We start from the raw sequence: 14215 nt of genomic DNA, 5'->3' as shown, positions 1-14215 counted from the left end.
GGGGTGCCGCTGCTCGTCTTCTCTCAGGTCGCGTTGGAGCCTTCCGGCCTGCTCAGGGCGGCAACGCTGGTGAGCCGCAGCCTGCCGAGCCCCTTGGATGTCGACGTCGCGGGCTTTGAAGACAACGCGCACCTCGGCAGCGGGATCGGGAGCGAGGCAGCGATCATTTCCGCGCGGCTTTCCGTGGACGTGCGCTTTGGGGAGCTAGAGGGGCGCTTCGCGTTACAACAGCGCGCAAACCACGAGACAGCGCTCAGCCTGGCGCAGGCCGCTGAGCAGCGTGGCCAGGCACACGGTATGGCGCAGCTCGCCCAGCGCTGCCCCTGGGTGTGGGAGCTCGACTCCGAGGAACCCCTGGAGTCCGCGCTCGCGTGGCTATTCTGCGCCGCGCTGGCCTCCTGGGGGCTCGGCCCCATCTTGCCCTCCGACCACTCCACGCTGTTCGGAGTGCGCGGCGCCCGGTTGCGCGCGGGCGTGTAGCAATCGACGTTGCTCGCGCTCGCTGCTACGTCTCGCCCCATGGCCAAGCTCGAAGTCCGCGCGCGGCAGCTGCGAAAGTTCCTATCAATCCTGCTGCTCGCCTGCGTCTGCCTGCTCGCGGGAGGGGCGAGCGCCAATCCGCAGCCGGGGCTGCCGAAGCCCCCAACCGGCTTGGACCGCTCCACGCCCCAGCGCACCGTCGACTTCTTCCTCACCGCCACCCGCGAAGGCGACTTCGCGAGCGCCGCCTACGCGCTGGATCTCCGTGGGATCCCCGCCGCTCAGGAGCCCAAGCGTGGCGCGGAGCTCGCCCGAGAGCTGCGCTACGTGCTCGATCGCGGCCTGTGGATCGACCTGAGTGACGTCAGCGACGACGAGCAGGGGCGCCCCGACGACGGCGCGCTGAACGAGACCCTCGGCACCATCCCACTCAACAACTCCCATGTCGGGATACGCCTCCAGCGGGTGCCCGTGGCCGGCGGCGGGGCCGTCTGGGTGTTCTCACGCGGAACCGTGGCCGCAATCCCGGACCTCTACGCGCAGCACGGCCCCGGAGAGATCGGCCGCTACCTCCCGCGCTGGTCCCATCGCATCAGCTTCTTGCAGCTTGCCATCTGGCAATGGATTGCGCTCTTGCTCGCGAGCGTGCTCAGCCTGCTGAGCGCGATGGTGGCGACACGCTTCATCCTGCGCTTCGCCACGAAGCTCGCCGCCCGCACCGCGAACAAGTTCGACGACGCGCTGGTGACGCGCCTCCGGGGCCCGATGCGTTTGCTGCTCAGCACCTGGATGCTGTCTGCCTTGATGGAGTTCACCAAGCCTTCGATCCCCGCGGAAGGAACCATCGGGCGCATCGTCGGCACCTTGCTCATCGCAGGCTTCGTCTGGCTCACCACCCGCGTGGTTCATGTGATCGCGGACACCGTGCTCGCCTCCATGACCATCGCCGAAGAGGCAGACCAAGAGCTGGTACGCCACGGCCAACACATGCGCGTGAAGGTCGCGCGCCAGGCCATCAACGGTGTGGTGTTCTTCATCGGTCTGTCCCTGGCGTTGACCCAGTTCGAGGTCGTCAAGAAGGTCGGCGTCTCACTGCTGGCCTCAGCCGGTGTTTTGACCGTGGTCATCGGTTTTGCCGCGCAGAAATCAGTTGCGAATTTGCTGGCTGGCATCCAGATCACCGTCGCTCAGCCGATCCGCATCGGTGACCGTGTAAACATCTCGGGAGACGTCGGCTGGGTGGAAGAGATCACCCTGAGCTACGTCACGATGAAGACGTGGGACGGACGGCGGCGCGTCTTCCCCATCACCTTCTTCCTGGACAACCAGTTCGAGAACTGGACCAAGAACGACACCCAAAAGACCAGCATCGTGATGATCCACACGGATTACCGGGTGCCCGTCGAGAAGGTCCGAAAGAAGCTGGCAGCGATCGTCGAGAGTCGTGACGAGTGGGACGGAGAGGTGTGCAAGCTGGTCGTCTACGACGCGACCCAGCAGTCCATTCAGCTACGCGCCACGGCGAGCGCCGTCGATGCGGGCAAAGCCTTCGATCTCGGCTGCGCGGTGCGCGAACAGCTGATCGACTACTTGCAGGAGCTCGATGGCGGGAAGTACCTGCCGCGCACTCGCTTGGAGATGCCGGGGCCCGCAGATCCAGCGAATCCCAGCGAGCAACCGAAGGAGGCGTGAGCAGCGCTACACCGACTGTTCCTGATCAGATGTGCCACTGCCGTCGAGGGCGCACCGGGTAGCGACCTCCGTGCATAGACCACAGCAAGACGTCTAGGTCTGCTGGCGCCGCGCCTTCGAAGGGCACATCAAGAAAGCACTCGTGTGCTCCAGCTTCGGACGAACTCACCAATTGCACCTCGAACGCACGCGCGGCGGCGACGCTGGTGAGCACGTCGCCCGCCAGCCGATACTCGAACTCTCCGCTTCGAACCTGATGCCGCCCAAGCTCGAGGAGCCCGATTGGAACCAGCTGCTCGAACCATTCAAAGAGCCGCTCGGATGTGCGCTCAGCTTCTGGCTCGACGCTGACGGACAAGTCAGTCGCCGCGTTCTCGAGGCCGCACGCCTTCAACAAGCGCTCATGAACGCGCAAGGCTAAGTCACGCGGCGCATCGTCCGCCCGTTTCCCCCCGGCAATTCTCAGCGCCTCACGCAGGGCTATCGGCTCGCGAAGGGGAGCGACGGGCGGGTCCGGTCGATCTTGATCTGGCTTAGGAGCGTGTAAAAACGTCGGCACATCTACGCCAACCCAGGCCTCGAGCACCCACACTCCGTTTTCAGTGACATCTAGCCCAAGCACGCCCGCGGGCCGCTTGGAGAAGGTGAAGTGCTCTCGCCCGAAGTAGTGCGCCTGAGCGCCACAGCCGACAAAAGCGCGCAGAAAGGGCCGCACCATGCGGTTGATGAAGTTTCCCGCGTGGGCATCCGCTACGAGCGCGTTCACCGTGGGCAGAGCGATCAACTGCTGAATGGCTAGTCCGGAGACCAACGCGCTCACGCCTGAGGTCGCCCGTGTTTCCGCCGGGTACGCCGCCAGGTCCGGGAAGTGCCAACGCACTTGGGTCTCACGCTGCAAGGCGCCCATCACCAACGCGTGGCCAGTCACGACGTGAGTCGCCACCCAGGGCACTTGCGTATCCGCGACGGCTTTCGCGATGGCGCGCGTGCGCGCGATCGCTGTCGACACATCGACCTCAGCAACCTCTGGCCAACGCACCTTCACAAGTCACCCACCACGCTCAGCTGATACTCACCCCTGGCTTCATCGTAGGTCGCGGTGATCACCAGTGGGCGGCAGCACACGGCACAGTCTTCGACGTACTGTTGGTGCTCTCCCCCCCCTGGATCCGGATAGGTGTCCACGAGTTCGAAGCAGTAAGGGCAGCGCGCGCCTTCTTCGCTCAACACATCACAGCTCCAGTCCGAGGGTGTTCACCACAGACCAATCTGTGGACTCCACCCCGCCCGGAGGCAAGCTGTCGTAGCGCAGCATGAGCGACATTCCGGCTTTGAGCACCGTGGCCACGCCAAAGTCCGCGCTCAGCTGGCTGAACAGGCGGTAGTCGCTGGGCTCGTCGAAGCGCGGCTGGTAGTAGGTCGTCGACACGAGGCTCACCCGCTCGTCTACCAACCAGCTGAAGGTGAGGTAGTTGCTCGAGCGATGCACCAGGGCGGGACGATCCGGCGGCGTGACGTCGCTTGCGAGCTCGGTGTGCTCCAGCATGTACGCGGTACCAAAGAAGGCTTGCAGCTCATCGGCGTCGAACAACTGCAGGCGGGGCCCCGTCCCAACCAGCTCGCGTAGCCGCACGGCAATGAACTTGTTGCTCTCGAGCTGGCCAAACAGCTCCCACCAGAGCCCTTCGCTGAGCTCGTAGTTGTAGCGCGCGTGAGCGAAGGAGCGGCGCACCTGGGTCTCACCGTCGAGGTGACTGTAGTCGCCCGTGGCCGCAAAAAAGCCCAAGTGGCGCCCCGTGCGCCCAGCCAGCTGCAGGCTGGCACCCCAAACCACGCCGTCGGTGTTGCCGCCATACGCTTTCAGCGAGCCATCGAGCTTGGCGGTGATGGAGCGCGTGTGTTCCCCCTCACGGTCGCTCTGCAAGCTACCGAGCTTGCGTCGTAACGCCTCGGTATCCACCTGACCGATAGCGGGGCGCGGACACGAGGCAAAACAGCCCAGTCCAAGAGCTACGGCGACAAACGGCGAGAGGCGCACGGCGATCCATATAGATCACGACGCGCGCCTCACTCAATCGACGGCCGCTGGCCGTAGTCCTGCTTACTCAGCCGCAGCGCCAGCGAGGCCTTCTTCGGCCTGCTCCTCTTCCGCGCGCTTGAGGCTCTCGAAGGGATCCTCCCAGTTCTCGTACTGCAGGATGTCGAGGGCCGCGAAGCGCTCGCGCTGGCGATCCGACAGGAGACCGATGCGCTTCACCGCGGGGACGATCTTGGAGAACAAGATCTGCCGGAACTGCTTCTGGCCTTCATTGTTCATCGCGATCTCGCAGCACTCTTCGACGGGGTAGCCGAGCTTCTCCCACATCTGCTGGAACAAGAAGCGATCCCGCATCAGCACGGCCGCCTCGTAGATGAAGTCCTCGCGCTCCTGGCGGTCCTTCTCGCTGACGTCGTTGTAGTAGTCGCGCAGGCTGAGCACGCCGTAGGCCACGTGGCGCGCCTCGTCCTGAATCACGTAGGTGGTCATGTCGCGGAGCAGCGGCTCCTCCACCGTCTTCGCCGTCACACCGAATGCAGCCAGCGCCAGGCCTTCGACCATGATCTGCATACCGAGCAGCTTCATGTCCCAGCGTGAATCCGTGAGGATCAAGTCGAGGAGCTTCTTCAGGTAGGGACTCACCGGGTAGGAGAAGCCAACCTTGGTGTGGAGGTAGCGATCGAAGACCTCCACATGACGCGCCTCATCCACCACCTGGGTGCCGGCGTAGAGCTTCGAGTCGAAATCCGGCACGGAGTTCACGAGCTGTGCCGCAGCCAGCAGCGCGCCTTGCTCGCCGTGGAGGAACTGCGACTGCGTCCAAGAGGCCATCTCCTTGCGCATGACCACGTGATCCGCCTCGGTCATCTTGTTGTAGATGTCCGAACCGAAGAGCGGGTGCATGAAGTCCGGCACCGCTTGCTTCTCGATGTCAACGTCCTGGCTCCAGTCCAGGCGCACCTCAGCGTCCCACTGGAGCTTCTTTGCCTTGCGGTAAAGATCACGGAGGTCCTTGCGCGTCTCCTGGTACGTCCAGTTAAACGTGACGTCCAGCTCCGCCATGATGTGCTCGATGTCGATCCGCGGCGTGGCTTCGCTCATGACTACTCCTCCGGTGCCCCTCAGGCTGACGAGATCTCTGGAGACAAGGGTGGCTCCCCGCCTCGCCTCCAAAAGATGAAGTGAGCTTCACCTTCCGTCCAACAAAAAGCGAAGCCGGCTTCACTTTTACTCCGTTTCAGCTAAATAACCCTCATGTCGAAGCCCAAGGCACCGTCCGAGAGTCCGGCCGCGCTGCTCGATCTGGACCCCGCCGGGTCGGACGATGCACCGGAGAGCGGTCGCGTCGTGCCCCTTCACGGTCGCAGCAAGAGCGTCCCTCCCCCCACTCGGCATCGTCGCTCGTTCTCCCAGCAGCGCGCTCACGACACCTACACTTCGCTTATCCGCGCGGCAGCAATCGTGTTCGCGCGCATGGGCTTCGACAGCGCACAGACCACGGACATCGCCCAGGAGGCGGGGGTCAGCGTCGGCACCTTCTATCGCTACTTCGCTGACAAGCGTCAGGCGTTCATCGAGATGATCACGGAGCACCTCGAGGATGCCTATGAGCGCATCCTGGCGAACTTGAGCCCGGAGGTGTTCGCCGCGGAGCGCGACAGGCAAGCGGCGGTGGACCTGGTGCTCGACGTGTTGTTCGAGCACACGGCGGAGCACCCCGAGCTGCACCGCGTGTTCCTCGGCATGTCACTGCGAGACATCGACGTCGCGCGCATCCGTGCGGAATTCGAGTCCCGGGGACGCACGGTGCTTGCGGCTCTGGTGCGTGAGGTGGTGCCCCAGAGCCACGTTCCCGATCCCGTCGCCGCTGCGGAGGTGATTCAGATCGCCGCGCAGGAGATCGCGGTGTTCACCGTCGGAGGGCGCGGCGTGAAGTCCGAAGCGCGCGCCGAAGCGCTGCGTGAGGCCCTCGGCAGTATGATCTTCCGCTACCTATTCGCTGACGCCCCAGCGACGGACTGAGCCTCTGGCCTCTTCCGGCTGGGCCTCGCGCACACACGCCGGGTGCGCCATGCTTTGTGCTGAGAGGTTTTCTTGGGGGGAGAGGGCGCGATGACAGGCAGCGGGCAGGCGGCGGTTGGTCGATGGCAGCACTTCGAGGGCGAGCGCCTGCAGTGCGATCTGTGTCCGCGCCACTGTCGCCTTCAGGATGGGCAGCGTGCCTTCTGCTTCGTGCGCCAGCGCCAGGGCGACGACATCGTGCTCACGAGCTTTGGCGCGGCGACCGGCTTCTGCATCGACCCAATCGAGAAGAAGCCGCTCAATCACTTCTATCCAGGGTCCAGCGTGCTGTCGTTCGGCACCGCGGGGTGCAACCTCGGCTGTCGCTTCTGCCAGAACTGGGACATCAGCAAGGCGCGAGACGTCGCGCGGCTCTCGGAGCGCGCACTGCCCGAACGGATCGCCGCTGCTGCGCGAAGCAACGGCTGCCAGAGCGTCGCCTTCACCTACAACGACCCGGTGATCTTCGCGGAGTACGCCATCGATACCGCGGTCGCATGTCGCGAGCAGGGAGTGAAGAGCGTCGCGGTCAGCGCCGGCTACATCAGCGACCTCGCGCGGGAACCGTTCTTCGCCGCGATGGACGCCGCGAACATCGACCTCAAGGCTTTCACCGAGCGCTTCTACCAGAAGCTCTGCTTCGCGGAGCTGGGCCCGGTGCTGGATACGCTGCGCTACATCAAACACGAGACGCGCTGTTGGCTAGAAGTCACCACGCTGCTCATCCCCGGAGAGAACGACTCCGAAGGCGAGGTAGAACAGCTCGCAGGCTGGGTGTACGAGCACCTCGGCGCCGACGTTCCGCTGCACTTCTCTGCCTTTCATCCCGACTACAAGCTCACCGGGCCTGAGCGTACCCCCGCGGAAACGTGTCTAAGGGCCAGAGATCAGGCCAAGGCCATCGGCCTCCACCATGTGTACTGCGGTAATATCCATCAACCCGAGAGCCAGTCGACGTACTGCCCCAGGTGCCAGGCGCGACTCATCGAGCGCGACTGGTACGCGCTTGGGGAGTACGCAGTCGCCAGCGGCGACGAAGCCACCGGAGCCTGCTCCCATTGCGGTGAACCCATCGCGGGTCGCTTCGCCACCGAAGCTGGAGCCTGGGGACGCCGGCGGCTGCCGATTCGTATTGAGTGACTCGCGAGGTTTCCGCTGCTCGAGATTGACCGCCAAGGACCCAGCCTTGGCGGTTCCCGCCGAGCTACCTACGGATCAGCAGCTTCTCGAGCTCGACCCCGGCGCCCTTGAGCGCGTCGGCTTGGATGGTGCAGAGCTTGGTCACCCCTTCCATCGCGAGATCGATCATGGCGTCCATATCGGAGCGCGCCACGGCTTCGCCCTCGGCAGTGCCCTGGATTTCGATCATGCCGCCACGCGCGGTCCCGACCACGTTGAGGTCGACGCGCGCGGTGCTGTCTTCCGCATAGCAGAGGTCGAGAGCGTACTGCCCATCCACGTGCCCCACGGAAATGGCGGCGACCTGATCGCGCAGCACCGGGATCTCAAGCAGGCGATTCTGACGCAGCTTGTACAGCGCCTGAGCGAGCGCGATGAAGCCCGCGGTGATCGACGCGGTGCGCGTCCCGCCGTCTGCTTCGAGCACGTCACAGTCGATGTGGATGCTGCGCTCCCCGAGCTTCTCGAGCTCCACCGCAGCGCGCAGCGAGCGACCGATCAGCCGCTCGATCTCCCGTGCTCGCCCGCCGAGGGGCCGCTCACGACCATCCCGGCGCTCCCGGCGGCGCGGATTCGCGCGCGGATGCATCTGATACTCCGCCGTGACCCAGCCCTTGCCGGTGCCCTCGAGAAAGGGTGGGACGCTCTCGTCCACCGACGCCGTCACCAGCACGCGGGTCCCGCCGCAGCGATACAGCGCGGAGCCCTCCGCCAGGGCATGAAATCCAGTTTGCACTTCGACGGGACGCGGCTCTCGCAGATCCCGTCCACCACGCTTGTCACGAGCCATGGCGCCTGCCTTACCATGCAAAGTCATGGCGTCGCAGTCGAATGTCTCCGAGCCCGCTTCCACCGACCCCAGCGTCGCCAAGCGGCGCGTCGCGCGTCCTGGGCACCAGCGCTTGCCGTTGATCTTGCTGGCGGTTGGCGCGCTGATCCTGGGGCTCAGCCTGATCAACCCGCCTGCGGGGCGCTTCAGCTGGTCGCTGGAGGTGGTGCCCGGCCTGATTGGCGTCGCCGTGATGATCGGCACCTACAAGAAGCTCCCGCTCTCTCACTGGATCTACATCAGCGTCTTCATTCACATCTTGATCCTCAACTACGGCGGCATCTACACCTACGCGGAAACACCACTAGGGAACTGGGCGAAGGACACCTTCCACCTCGCGCGCAACCACTACGACCGCATCGGCCACATCGCGCTTGGGGTGTTCCCCTGCTTCATCATTCGTGAAGTGCTGCTGCGTCTCACTCCACTGCAGCGCGGAGGCTGGCTGTACTTTCTCGTGGTCTCGGTGGTGCTGGCGATCGCAGCGTTCTGGGAGCTGCTCGAGTGGTGGGTCACACTGATCGTCGCTGGGGATAAGGGCACGGCGTTCCTCGGGACCCAAGGCGACGTCTGGGACGCGCAGTGGGATATGTTCCTCGCTCAACTCGGTGCGATGATCGCGCTGCCGCTGCTCGGGCGCTTGCACGATCGCTCGATGGCCAAAGTCTTCGTCAACGAGTGACTGGCCTGGACGCGCGTGGCGCACTACCACTGCCAGAACCAACACTGCCTAGCCCATGGATCCCGAGCGCGCCCTCCCCCCCAACATCCTGAGGATCAGCGAAGTCTTCGCCAGCATCCAGGGCGAAGGCGCGAGCACGGGGGCACCCTGCGTCTTCCTGCGGCTCGCGTTGTGTAACCTGCGCTGCAGCTGGTGCGACACCAAGTACACCTGGGATTGGAAGCAGTTTCGCTACGCCGACGAGGTCAAGGAGCGCTCGGTGGACGACCTGGCCGAGGAGGTGAGTCATCTCCTCGCGGATCTAGACCTCAAGGGGGAGAGGAACGCCGCCAAGCCCCCGAGCTACCCAAACAACGCACCGCACCTGCCGCGCCTCGTGATCACCGGGGGCGAACCGTTGATCCAAAGCAAGGCGTTGATCGCGCTGCTGGCCCAGCTGCCAGACGACGTCGTGGTCGAAGTGGAAACCAACGGCACCTTCGCACCCACGCTCGAGCTCGCGGAGCGCGTCAACCAGTGGAATGTATCCCCGAAGCTCGCCCACGGCGGTGACCCGGAGAAGCGCCGAATAGTAGACGACGCGTTGCTCGCGCTGGGTGACACTGGGCGCGCATGGCTCAAGCTGGTGGTCGAGGGCGAGCAGGACTGGCGCGAGATCGAAGCCCTGGTCGAGCGCCTCGAGTGGCCTCGGGAGCGAGTGATGCTGATGCCCCAAGCGACCGACCCGGAGTCGCTGAAGCGACGCTTGCCGCTCGTCGAGTCCATTGCCGCGCGGCAACACGTGAGAGCTTGCACGCGCCTGCACGTCGAGCTTTGGGGCGGCCGCCGGGGCGTGTGAGTGTCGGGGGCGGGCCATGTAAGCCCACAACGCAAGTGCACGACTCCAGAATACAACCCTCTGAAATTCCAACACTTTTGAGTTCACATGACCAACCGGTCATGTTTTGAGTTTCCAAGCCAGAATTGGCTGAGCTAGCGTGTGCGCCGAGGAGGTTCCCATGGGACGTCACACTTGGCTTGGGTTGCTACTGATCAGCGCGGCGGGGTCGCCTTGCCTGATGGCTTGTGGAGACGACAGTAGCGGCGGTACGGGCGCGAGCGGCGGCACAGCGGCGAGCGGCGGTACAGGCGCGACTGGAGGTAGCTCGGGCGCCGGCGGCAGCGGCAACAGCTCAGGCAGCGGCGGTGGCTCTCCCCTCGGCGGTTGCAGCCTTTTCCCGGCGGATAATCCATGGAATACGGATATCTCCGCCTATCCAGTGCACCCGAACAGCGACACCTTCGTCGACTCCATCGGGCGCAACCGGAATCTCCACGCGGACTTCGGCACCGAGTACAATGGAGCGCCGATTGGCATTCCGTACGTCGTCGTGCCGCAGAACCAAGCCGGCGTGCCCATCAACTTCGACAACCCCGATGAGAGCGATCCGGGGCCCTACCCGGTGCCTGCCGACGCGCCCATTGAAGGCGGCCCGGCCTCCGACGGCGACCGCCACGTGCTCGTCGTGCAGCAGGGCAGCTGCAAGCTCTTCGAACTCTACTACGCGTTTCCCGAGAACAGCGGTGCGAGCTGGAGCGCGTACTCGGGCGCGGTGTTCGACCTCTCCAGCAACGCTCTGCGCCCCGACCGTTGGACGTCGGCGGATGCCGCCGGCCTGCCGATCTTGCCGGGCCTGGTGCGCTACGACGAAGTCGTGGAGGCTGGAGAGATCCGCCACGCGCTGCGCTTCACGGTCAGCACCAGCCAGGACGGCTACATCTCACCAGCCACTCACAGCGCGGGCTCCGGGGGAGCGAGCGACCCACCGATGGGCATGCGTTTCCGCATGAAATCGGGATTCGACTGTAGTGGGCTGTCGAGCGAGGTGCAGGTGATCTGCACGGCGCTCAAGCGCTACGGGATGTTCGTGGCAGACAACGGCTCCGACTGGTTCATCAGCGGCGCCCACGACATGCGCTGGAGCGATGAGAACTTGAGCGACATCGCGCAGATCAGCGGAGACGCCTTCGAGGCGCTAGACACCGGCGCGATCACGCCCTGGTGAGAGGGAAAGAGGAGGTTGTGATGGGACGACAGACCTGGACTACCAGCCTGGCGGTTGCCGCCATCGGGAGCTTGCTCTTGGTTGGCTGTGGTGACGATGGAACCAGCGGCGATGGAACCGGCGGTTCCGCGGGGAGTAGCGGCAGCGGTGCGAGTGGTGGCAGCGGCGGCAGCGGGGCAAGTGGCAGCGGCGGCAGCGGTGCAAGCGGCGGTTCGGCTGGCAGCGGTGCGAGCGGCGGCTCTGCCGGCAGCGGTGGATCGAGCGGCAGTGCCGGCAACGCGGGCTCGAGCGGCAGCGCCGGCAGCGCGGGTTCCAGCGGGAGCGGCGGCAGCGGAGGAGGTGGGGGCGCGACCCTTGGGGGCTGCGACATGTTCCCCGCGGATAACCCGTGGAACACCGACATCTCCGGCTACACGGTGCACCAGAACAGCGACACCTATGTGAACTCCATCGGCCGCCAGACGCGACTCCACGCGGACTTCGGGACCTTCTATCAGGGTGCCCCGATTGGCATTCCGTACGTCGTGGTGCCCCAGAATCAGCCCCTCGTACCGATCAACTTCGACAATACGGGCGAGAGCGATCCAGGCCCCTATCCCGTTCCGCCGGACGCGCCGGTCGAAGGCGGCGCGAGCTCCAGTGGGGATCGCCACGTGCTGGTGGTCCAGCAAGGCGCTTGCAAGCTCTTCGAGCTGTTCTACGCCTACCCGAACAACAGCGGAGCCAGCTGGGACGCCTCGTCGGGAGCGGTCTTCGACCTCAGCAGCAATGCGCTCCGCCCCGATCGCTGGACCTCCGCCGACGCAGCGGGCCTGCCCATTTTGCCCGGGCTCATCCGTTACGACGAAGTCGTGGAGCAGGGAGAGATCCTCCACGCGCTGCGCTTCACCGTCAGCGTCAGCCAGAACGGCTACATCGCGCCGGCTACTCACAGCGCCGGTTCCGGCGGAGCCAGCAATCCCCCCATGGGCATGCGTTTCCGCATGAAACCAAGCTACGACTGCAGCGGGCTAACGAGCGAGGTGCAGGTCATCTGCACAGCCCTGAAGCGCTTCGGGATGTTCGTCGCAGACAACGGCTCCAACTGGTACTTGAGTGGCAGCCACGATCCACGTTGGAGCGATGACAACCTGAGCGACCTCGGGCAAATCCGTGGCGACGCCTTCGAGGCGGTGTACACGGGAGACATCACCCCCTGGTAGTCCCACGCTGTCACATGAGCTGAGCGGGTGGAGACGGCCCGCTCAGCGCGCGGCCTGGCAGCAACGGAATCCGGTCTGTGCCCCAGCGTAGTTCTCGCCATGAGACCCCGTTGCCGCACGGCACCGGTTGCGCCCCTTCAGCCACCAGCCGCCGCGCAACACCGAGCGGCGTCCGCCGCCCCCCCGCGTGGTCCACTCGTCCACGTTGCCGATGATGTTGTAGACGCCAAACGGGCTCTTGCACTCGTTCAGTGAGTCTCCGGGCACGCGCTGGTCGTTCAGCTTGCCACGCGAGGTGAACAGGTCCGGCCGGTCGTGGTTGCAAGCTTCACCGTCTCGCTTGTAGCCGTACGGATAGGGCAGCGCCTCGGGGCCCTCACAGGCAAACTCCCACTCCGCCTCGTAGCACAGGCGCTTGCCCAGCTTGCCGCACATCAGCTGCGCCTCACCCCAGGAGACATTCACGATCGGGTAGGTGTAACCCGGCGGCGTGAACTCGTAGCGGTCGATGCAGTAGCGCATGGCTTGCTTTGCGCCTTTGCACACGCTGGGTTCGAACTCGCCGCAGGAACGGTTGGGCATCCCAGGGTCGTCCACCCAGTACTTGCACTCCTGAATCGGCAGCGTGCAGCGCTCGCCCTCGACCAGAACCATATCCGCGGGGCAAGCGTCTTCCGCGGTGGAGTAACCGGCACGCTGGCCCACGTCGGGCAATGGCGCGCCCGGGTGCTCGAAAGAGCGCTTGCCCGCAGGGTCTCGCGGACCTTCTTGAGCCTGAGGCGCCGCTGCGACGGCCTCGGGCGCTGAGGCTACAGGTGCGGGAGGCGGCGCTGGCTCGACAGCCACAGGGGCTGGAGGCTTCTCCGCGGCGGGCTCTGCAGGGGCGGCGTCGGCTTCTGCCGCTGTCGGCGCTGCACAGCAGCGGAAGCCGGTGCTGTAGTCGTGATAGTCCGCGCCGTGGCGCATGGTGACGTAGCGACACCCATCGCCGTTCTCGTGGGAGTCCAGGTAGTAGCCGCCCATCAACAGCGGGCGATCGCCTTGGGTCCACTCGAGCAGGTTCCCGACTAGGTCGTACACGCCCTCGGGGGACACGCATTGGTCGAAGGAGCCCGTCGGCGCGACGGTGCCGCCGAGCTGGTTGATGCGCGGGTCGTTCATCCAGTAGGAGTCGGTCTTGTGGCGGCCGTGGTGCAGCACCATGGTGGGGCTGCCTGGCTGATCCGCGTTGCACGCATCGGCCTGCTCTTCGTTGCCGTACGGATAGCTCCGTAGGGGGCGCTTGGAACTCCCGGCGCAGGCGTCCAGCCACTCTGCCGTGGAGCAGAGGCGCTTGCCAGAACGCTGACAGGCGGCGCCCGCCTCGTTCATCGAGATGTAGCCTTGAGGCACATTGCCCTTGCCGGTCGTCGCCTTGAGCTTCTCTGCTCCAACCGACTGGTAAGGCGAGTGCGCTTCGCCGCTCGCTGTCTCGAGGCTCGCCTCCCAGCGGTCGATGCAGAAGCGACCCTGGATCAACGCCATGCCTGGGGGACAGCGCTTGCCCGATTTGACGTCCGCGGTCACGGGCTCGTCAGCTTCGGCGCTCGCGAGGCGAGTCTCGGCGTTCGCCTCGGCGGTCTCGTCAGCTTCCCGATCCGTAGTAGCTTCGGGGTCCGCTGCCTGTTTTGGGGGGGAGGTGCGCTGGGTCCCGTCGGGGAGCAACTCTTGTTGCCCCGCGGATTCGTCCGCCGCAGCCGCTTGGGGCCCGCTCGGCGAGTCATCGGGGCCGAGCTTGAAGGCGCCGCTCAGCGCGTCGCAGCCGCCCAGGGACCCAATGCTGCTGAGCAGGCCCAGGCTCAGCGCGGCACGGCTCAGCGTGCGGCGTTTGCCGTTGGTCCGCGGTTCAGCTCGCTGTGCCCCCCGTTGCTCTGCCATGCGCCTAACAAAGCATCCCACCCCGTCAGAGCCGGGGCCAAAAATGGCGGGAGCAACTTATGCAAGCGCTCCCCTCACCCCAAAATCCGG

General features: G+C 65.3%; 12 protein-coding genes and 2 pseudogenes. 8 read left to right on the top strand and 6 right to left on the bottom strand.

Annotated features, from left to right (window positions below; all coding sequences use genetic code 11):
• Positions 1–3: 3 nt before the first annotated feature.
• Both H6718_08605 and H6718_08600 read left to right on the top strand, forming a co-directional pair.
• On the top strand, positions 4–480 hold the full coding sequence (locus H6718_08605) for a hypothetical protein (GenBank protein ID MCB9585444.1): 477 nt from the start codon (positions 4–6) through the stop codon (positions 478–480).
• Between the two features lie 39 nt (positions 481–519).
• On the top strand, positions 520–2172 hold the full coding sequence (locus H6718_08600; protein ID MCB9585443.1) for a mechanosensitive ion channel: 1653 nt from the start codon (positions 520–522) through the stop codon (positions 2170–2172).
• Between the two features lie 25 nt (positions 2173–2197).
• Here the strand turns inward: H6718_08600 and H6718_08595 are convergent, their stop codons facing one another.
• From H6718_08595 to H6718_08580, 4 genes are all read right to left on the bottom strand, one after another.
• Positions 2198–3181 (bottom strand): hypothetical protein, encoded by a 984-nt coding sequence (locus tag H6718_08595; GenBank protein ID MCB9585442.1) that lies wholly within the window; start codon positions 3179–3181, stop codon positions 2198–2200.
• A 32-nt stretch (positions 3182–3213) separates the two neighbouring features.
• Positions 3214–3402: a CPXCG motif-containing cysteine-rich protein gene (locus tag H6718_08590; protein MCB9585441.1), complete on the bottom strand. Its 189-nt coding sequence runs from the start codon at positions 3400–3402 to the stop codon at positions 3214–3216.
• Position 3403: 1 nt separating this feature from the next.
• Positions 3404–4210 carry a DUF481 domain-containing protein gene (locus H6718_08585; GenBank protein MCB9585440.1) on the bottom strand — a complete coding sequence of 269 codons (807 nt, stop codon included), beginning with the start codon at positions 4208–4210 and terminating at the stop codon, positions 3404–3406.
• A gap of 63 nt (positions 4211–4273) precedes the next feature.
• Complete coding sequence (locus tag H6718_08580; GenBank protein ID MCB9585439.1) at positions 4274–5311, bottom strand: ferritin-like domain-containing protein; 1038 nt, start codon at positions 5309–5311, stop codon at positions 4274–4276.
• Positions 5312–5464: 153 nt separating this feature from the next.
• Here H6718_08580 and H6718_08575 point away from each other — a divergent pair, with 153 nt between their 5' ends.
• Together H6718_08575 and amrS are read left to right on the top strand one after the other, a co-directional pair.
• On the top strand, positions 5465–6232 hold the full coding sequence (locus H6718_08575; protein ID MCB9585438.1) for a TetR/AcrR family transcriptional regulator: 768 nt from the start codon (positions 5465–5467) through the stop codon (positions 6230–6232).
• A gap of 90 nt (positions 6233–6322) precedes the next feature.
• On the top strand, positions 6323–7411 hold the full coding sequence (gene amrS / locus H6718_08570) for an AmmeMemoRadiSam system radical SAM enzyme (GenBank protein ID MCB9585437.1): 1089 nt from the start codon (positions 6323–6325) through the stop codon (positions 7409–7411).
• A 64-nt stretch (positions 7412–7475) separates the two neighbouring features.
• On the opposite strand, the gene rph is transcribed toward amrS, so the two are convergent.
• On the bottom strand, positions 7476–8240 hold the full coding sequence (rph, locus tag H6718_08565; GenBank protein MCB9585436.1) for a ribonuclease PH: 765 nt from the start codon (positions 8238–8240) through the stop codon (positions 7476–7478).
• 25 nt (positions 8241–8265) lie between these two features.
• Between rph and H6718_08560 the strand changes: the two genes are divergently transcribed.
• From H6718_08560 to H6718_08545, 4 genes and pseudogenes are all read left to right on the top strand, one after another.
• Entirely contained in the window at positions 8266–8961 is a 696-nt protein-coding gene (locus tag H6718_08560) for a DUF2238 domain-containing protein (protein ID MCB9585435.1), read from the top strand.
• 55 nt (positions 8962–9016) lie between these two features.
• The gene (locus H6718_08555) at positions 9017–9799 is read left to right on the top strand and encodes a 7-carboxy-7-deazaguanine synthase QueE (protein ID MCB9585434.1); all 783 of its coding nucleotides are present in this window, start codon (positions 9017–9019) and stop codon (positions 9797–9799) included.
• A gap of 358 nt (positions 9800–10157) precedes the next feature.
• Positions 10158–11006 (top strand): annotated as a pseudogene (locus H6718_08550) (hypothetical protein).
• A gap of 350 nt (positions 11007–11356) precedes the next feature.
• Positions 11357–12208: pseudogene (locus H6718_08545) on the top strand (hypothetical protein).
• Between the two features lie 42 nt (positions 12209–12250).
• Here H6718_08545 and H6718_08540 read toward each other — a convergent pair.
• On the bottom strand, positions 12251–14125 hold the full coding sequence (locus H6718_08540) for an SUMF1/EgtB/PvdO family nonheme iron enzyme (protein MCB9585433.1): 1875 nt from the start codon (positions 14123–14125) through the stop codon (positions 12251–12253).
• Positions 14126–14215 lie beyond the last annotated feature (90 nt).

This window comes from Polyangiaceae bacterium (assembly GCA_020633205.1).
Taxonomy (GTDB): domain Bacteria; phylum Myxococcota_A; class Polyangia; order Polyangiales; family Polyangiaceae; genus JAHBVY01.
The sequence above is the reverse complement of the archived record's forward strand: the minus strand, read 5'-3'. Positions and strand labels throughout refer to the sequence as shown.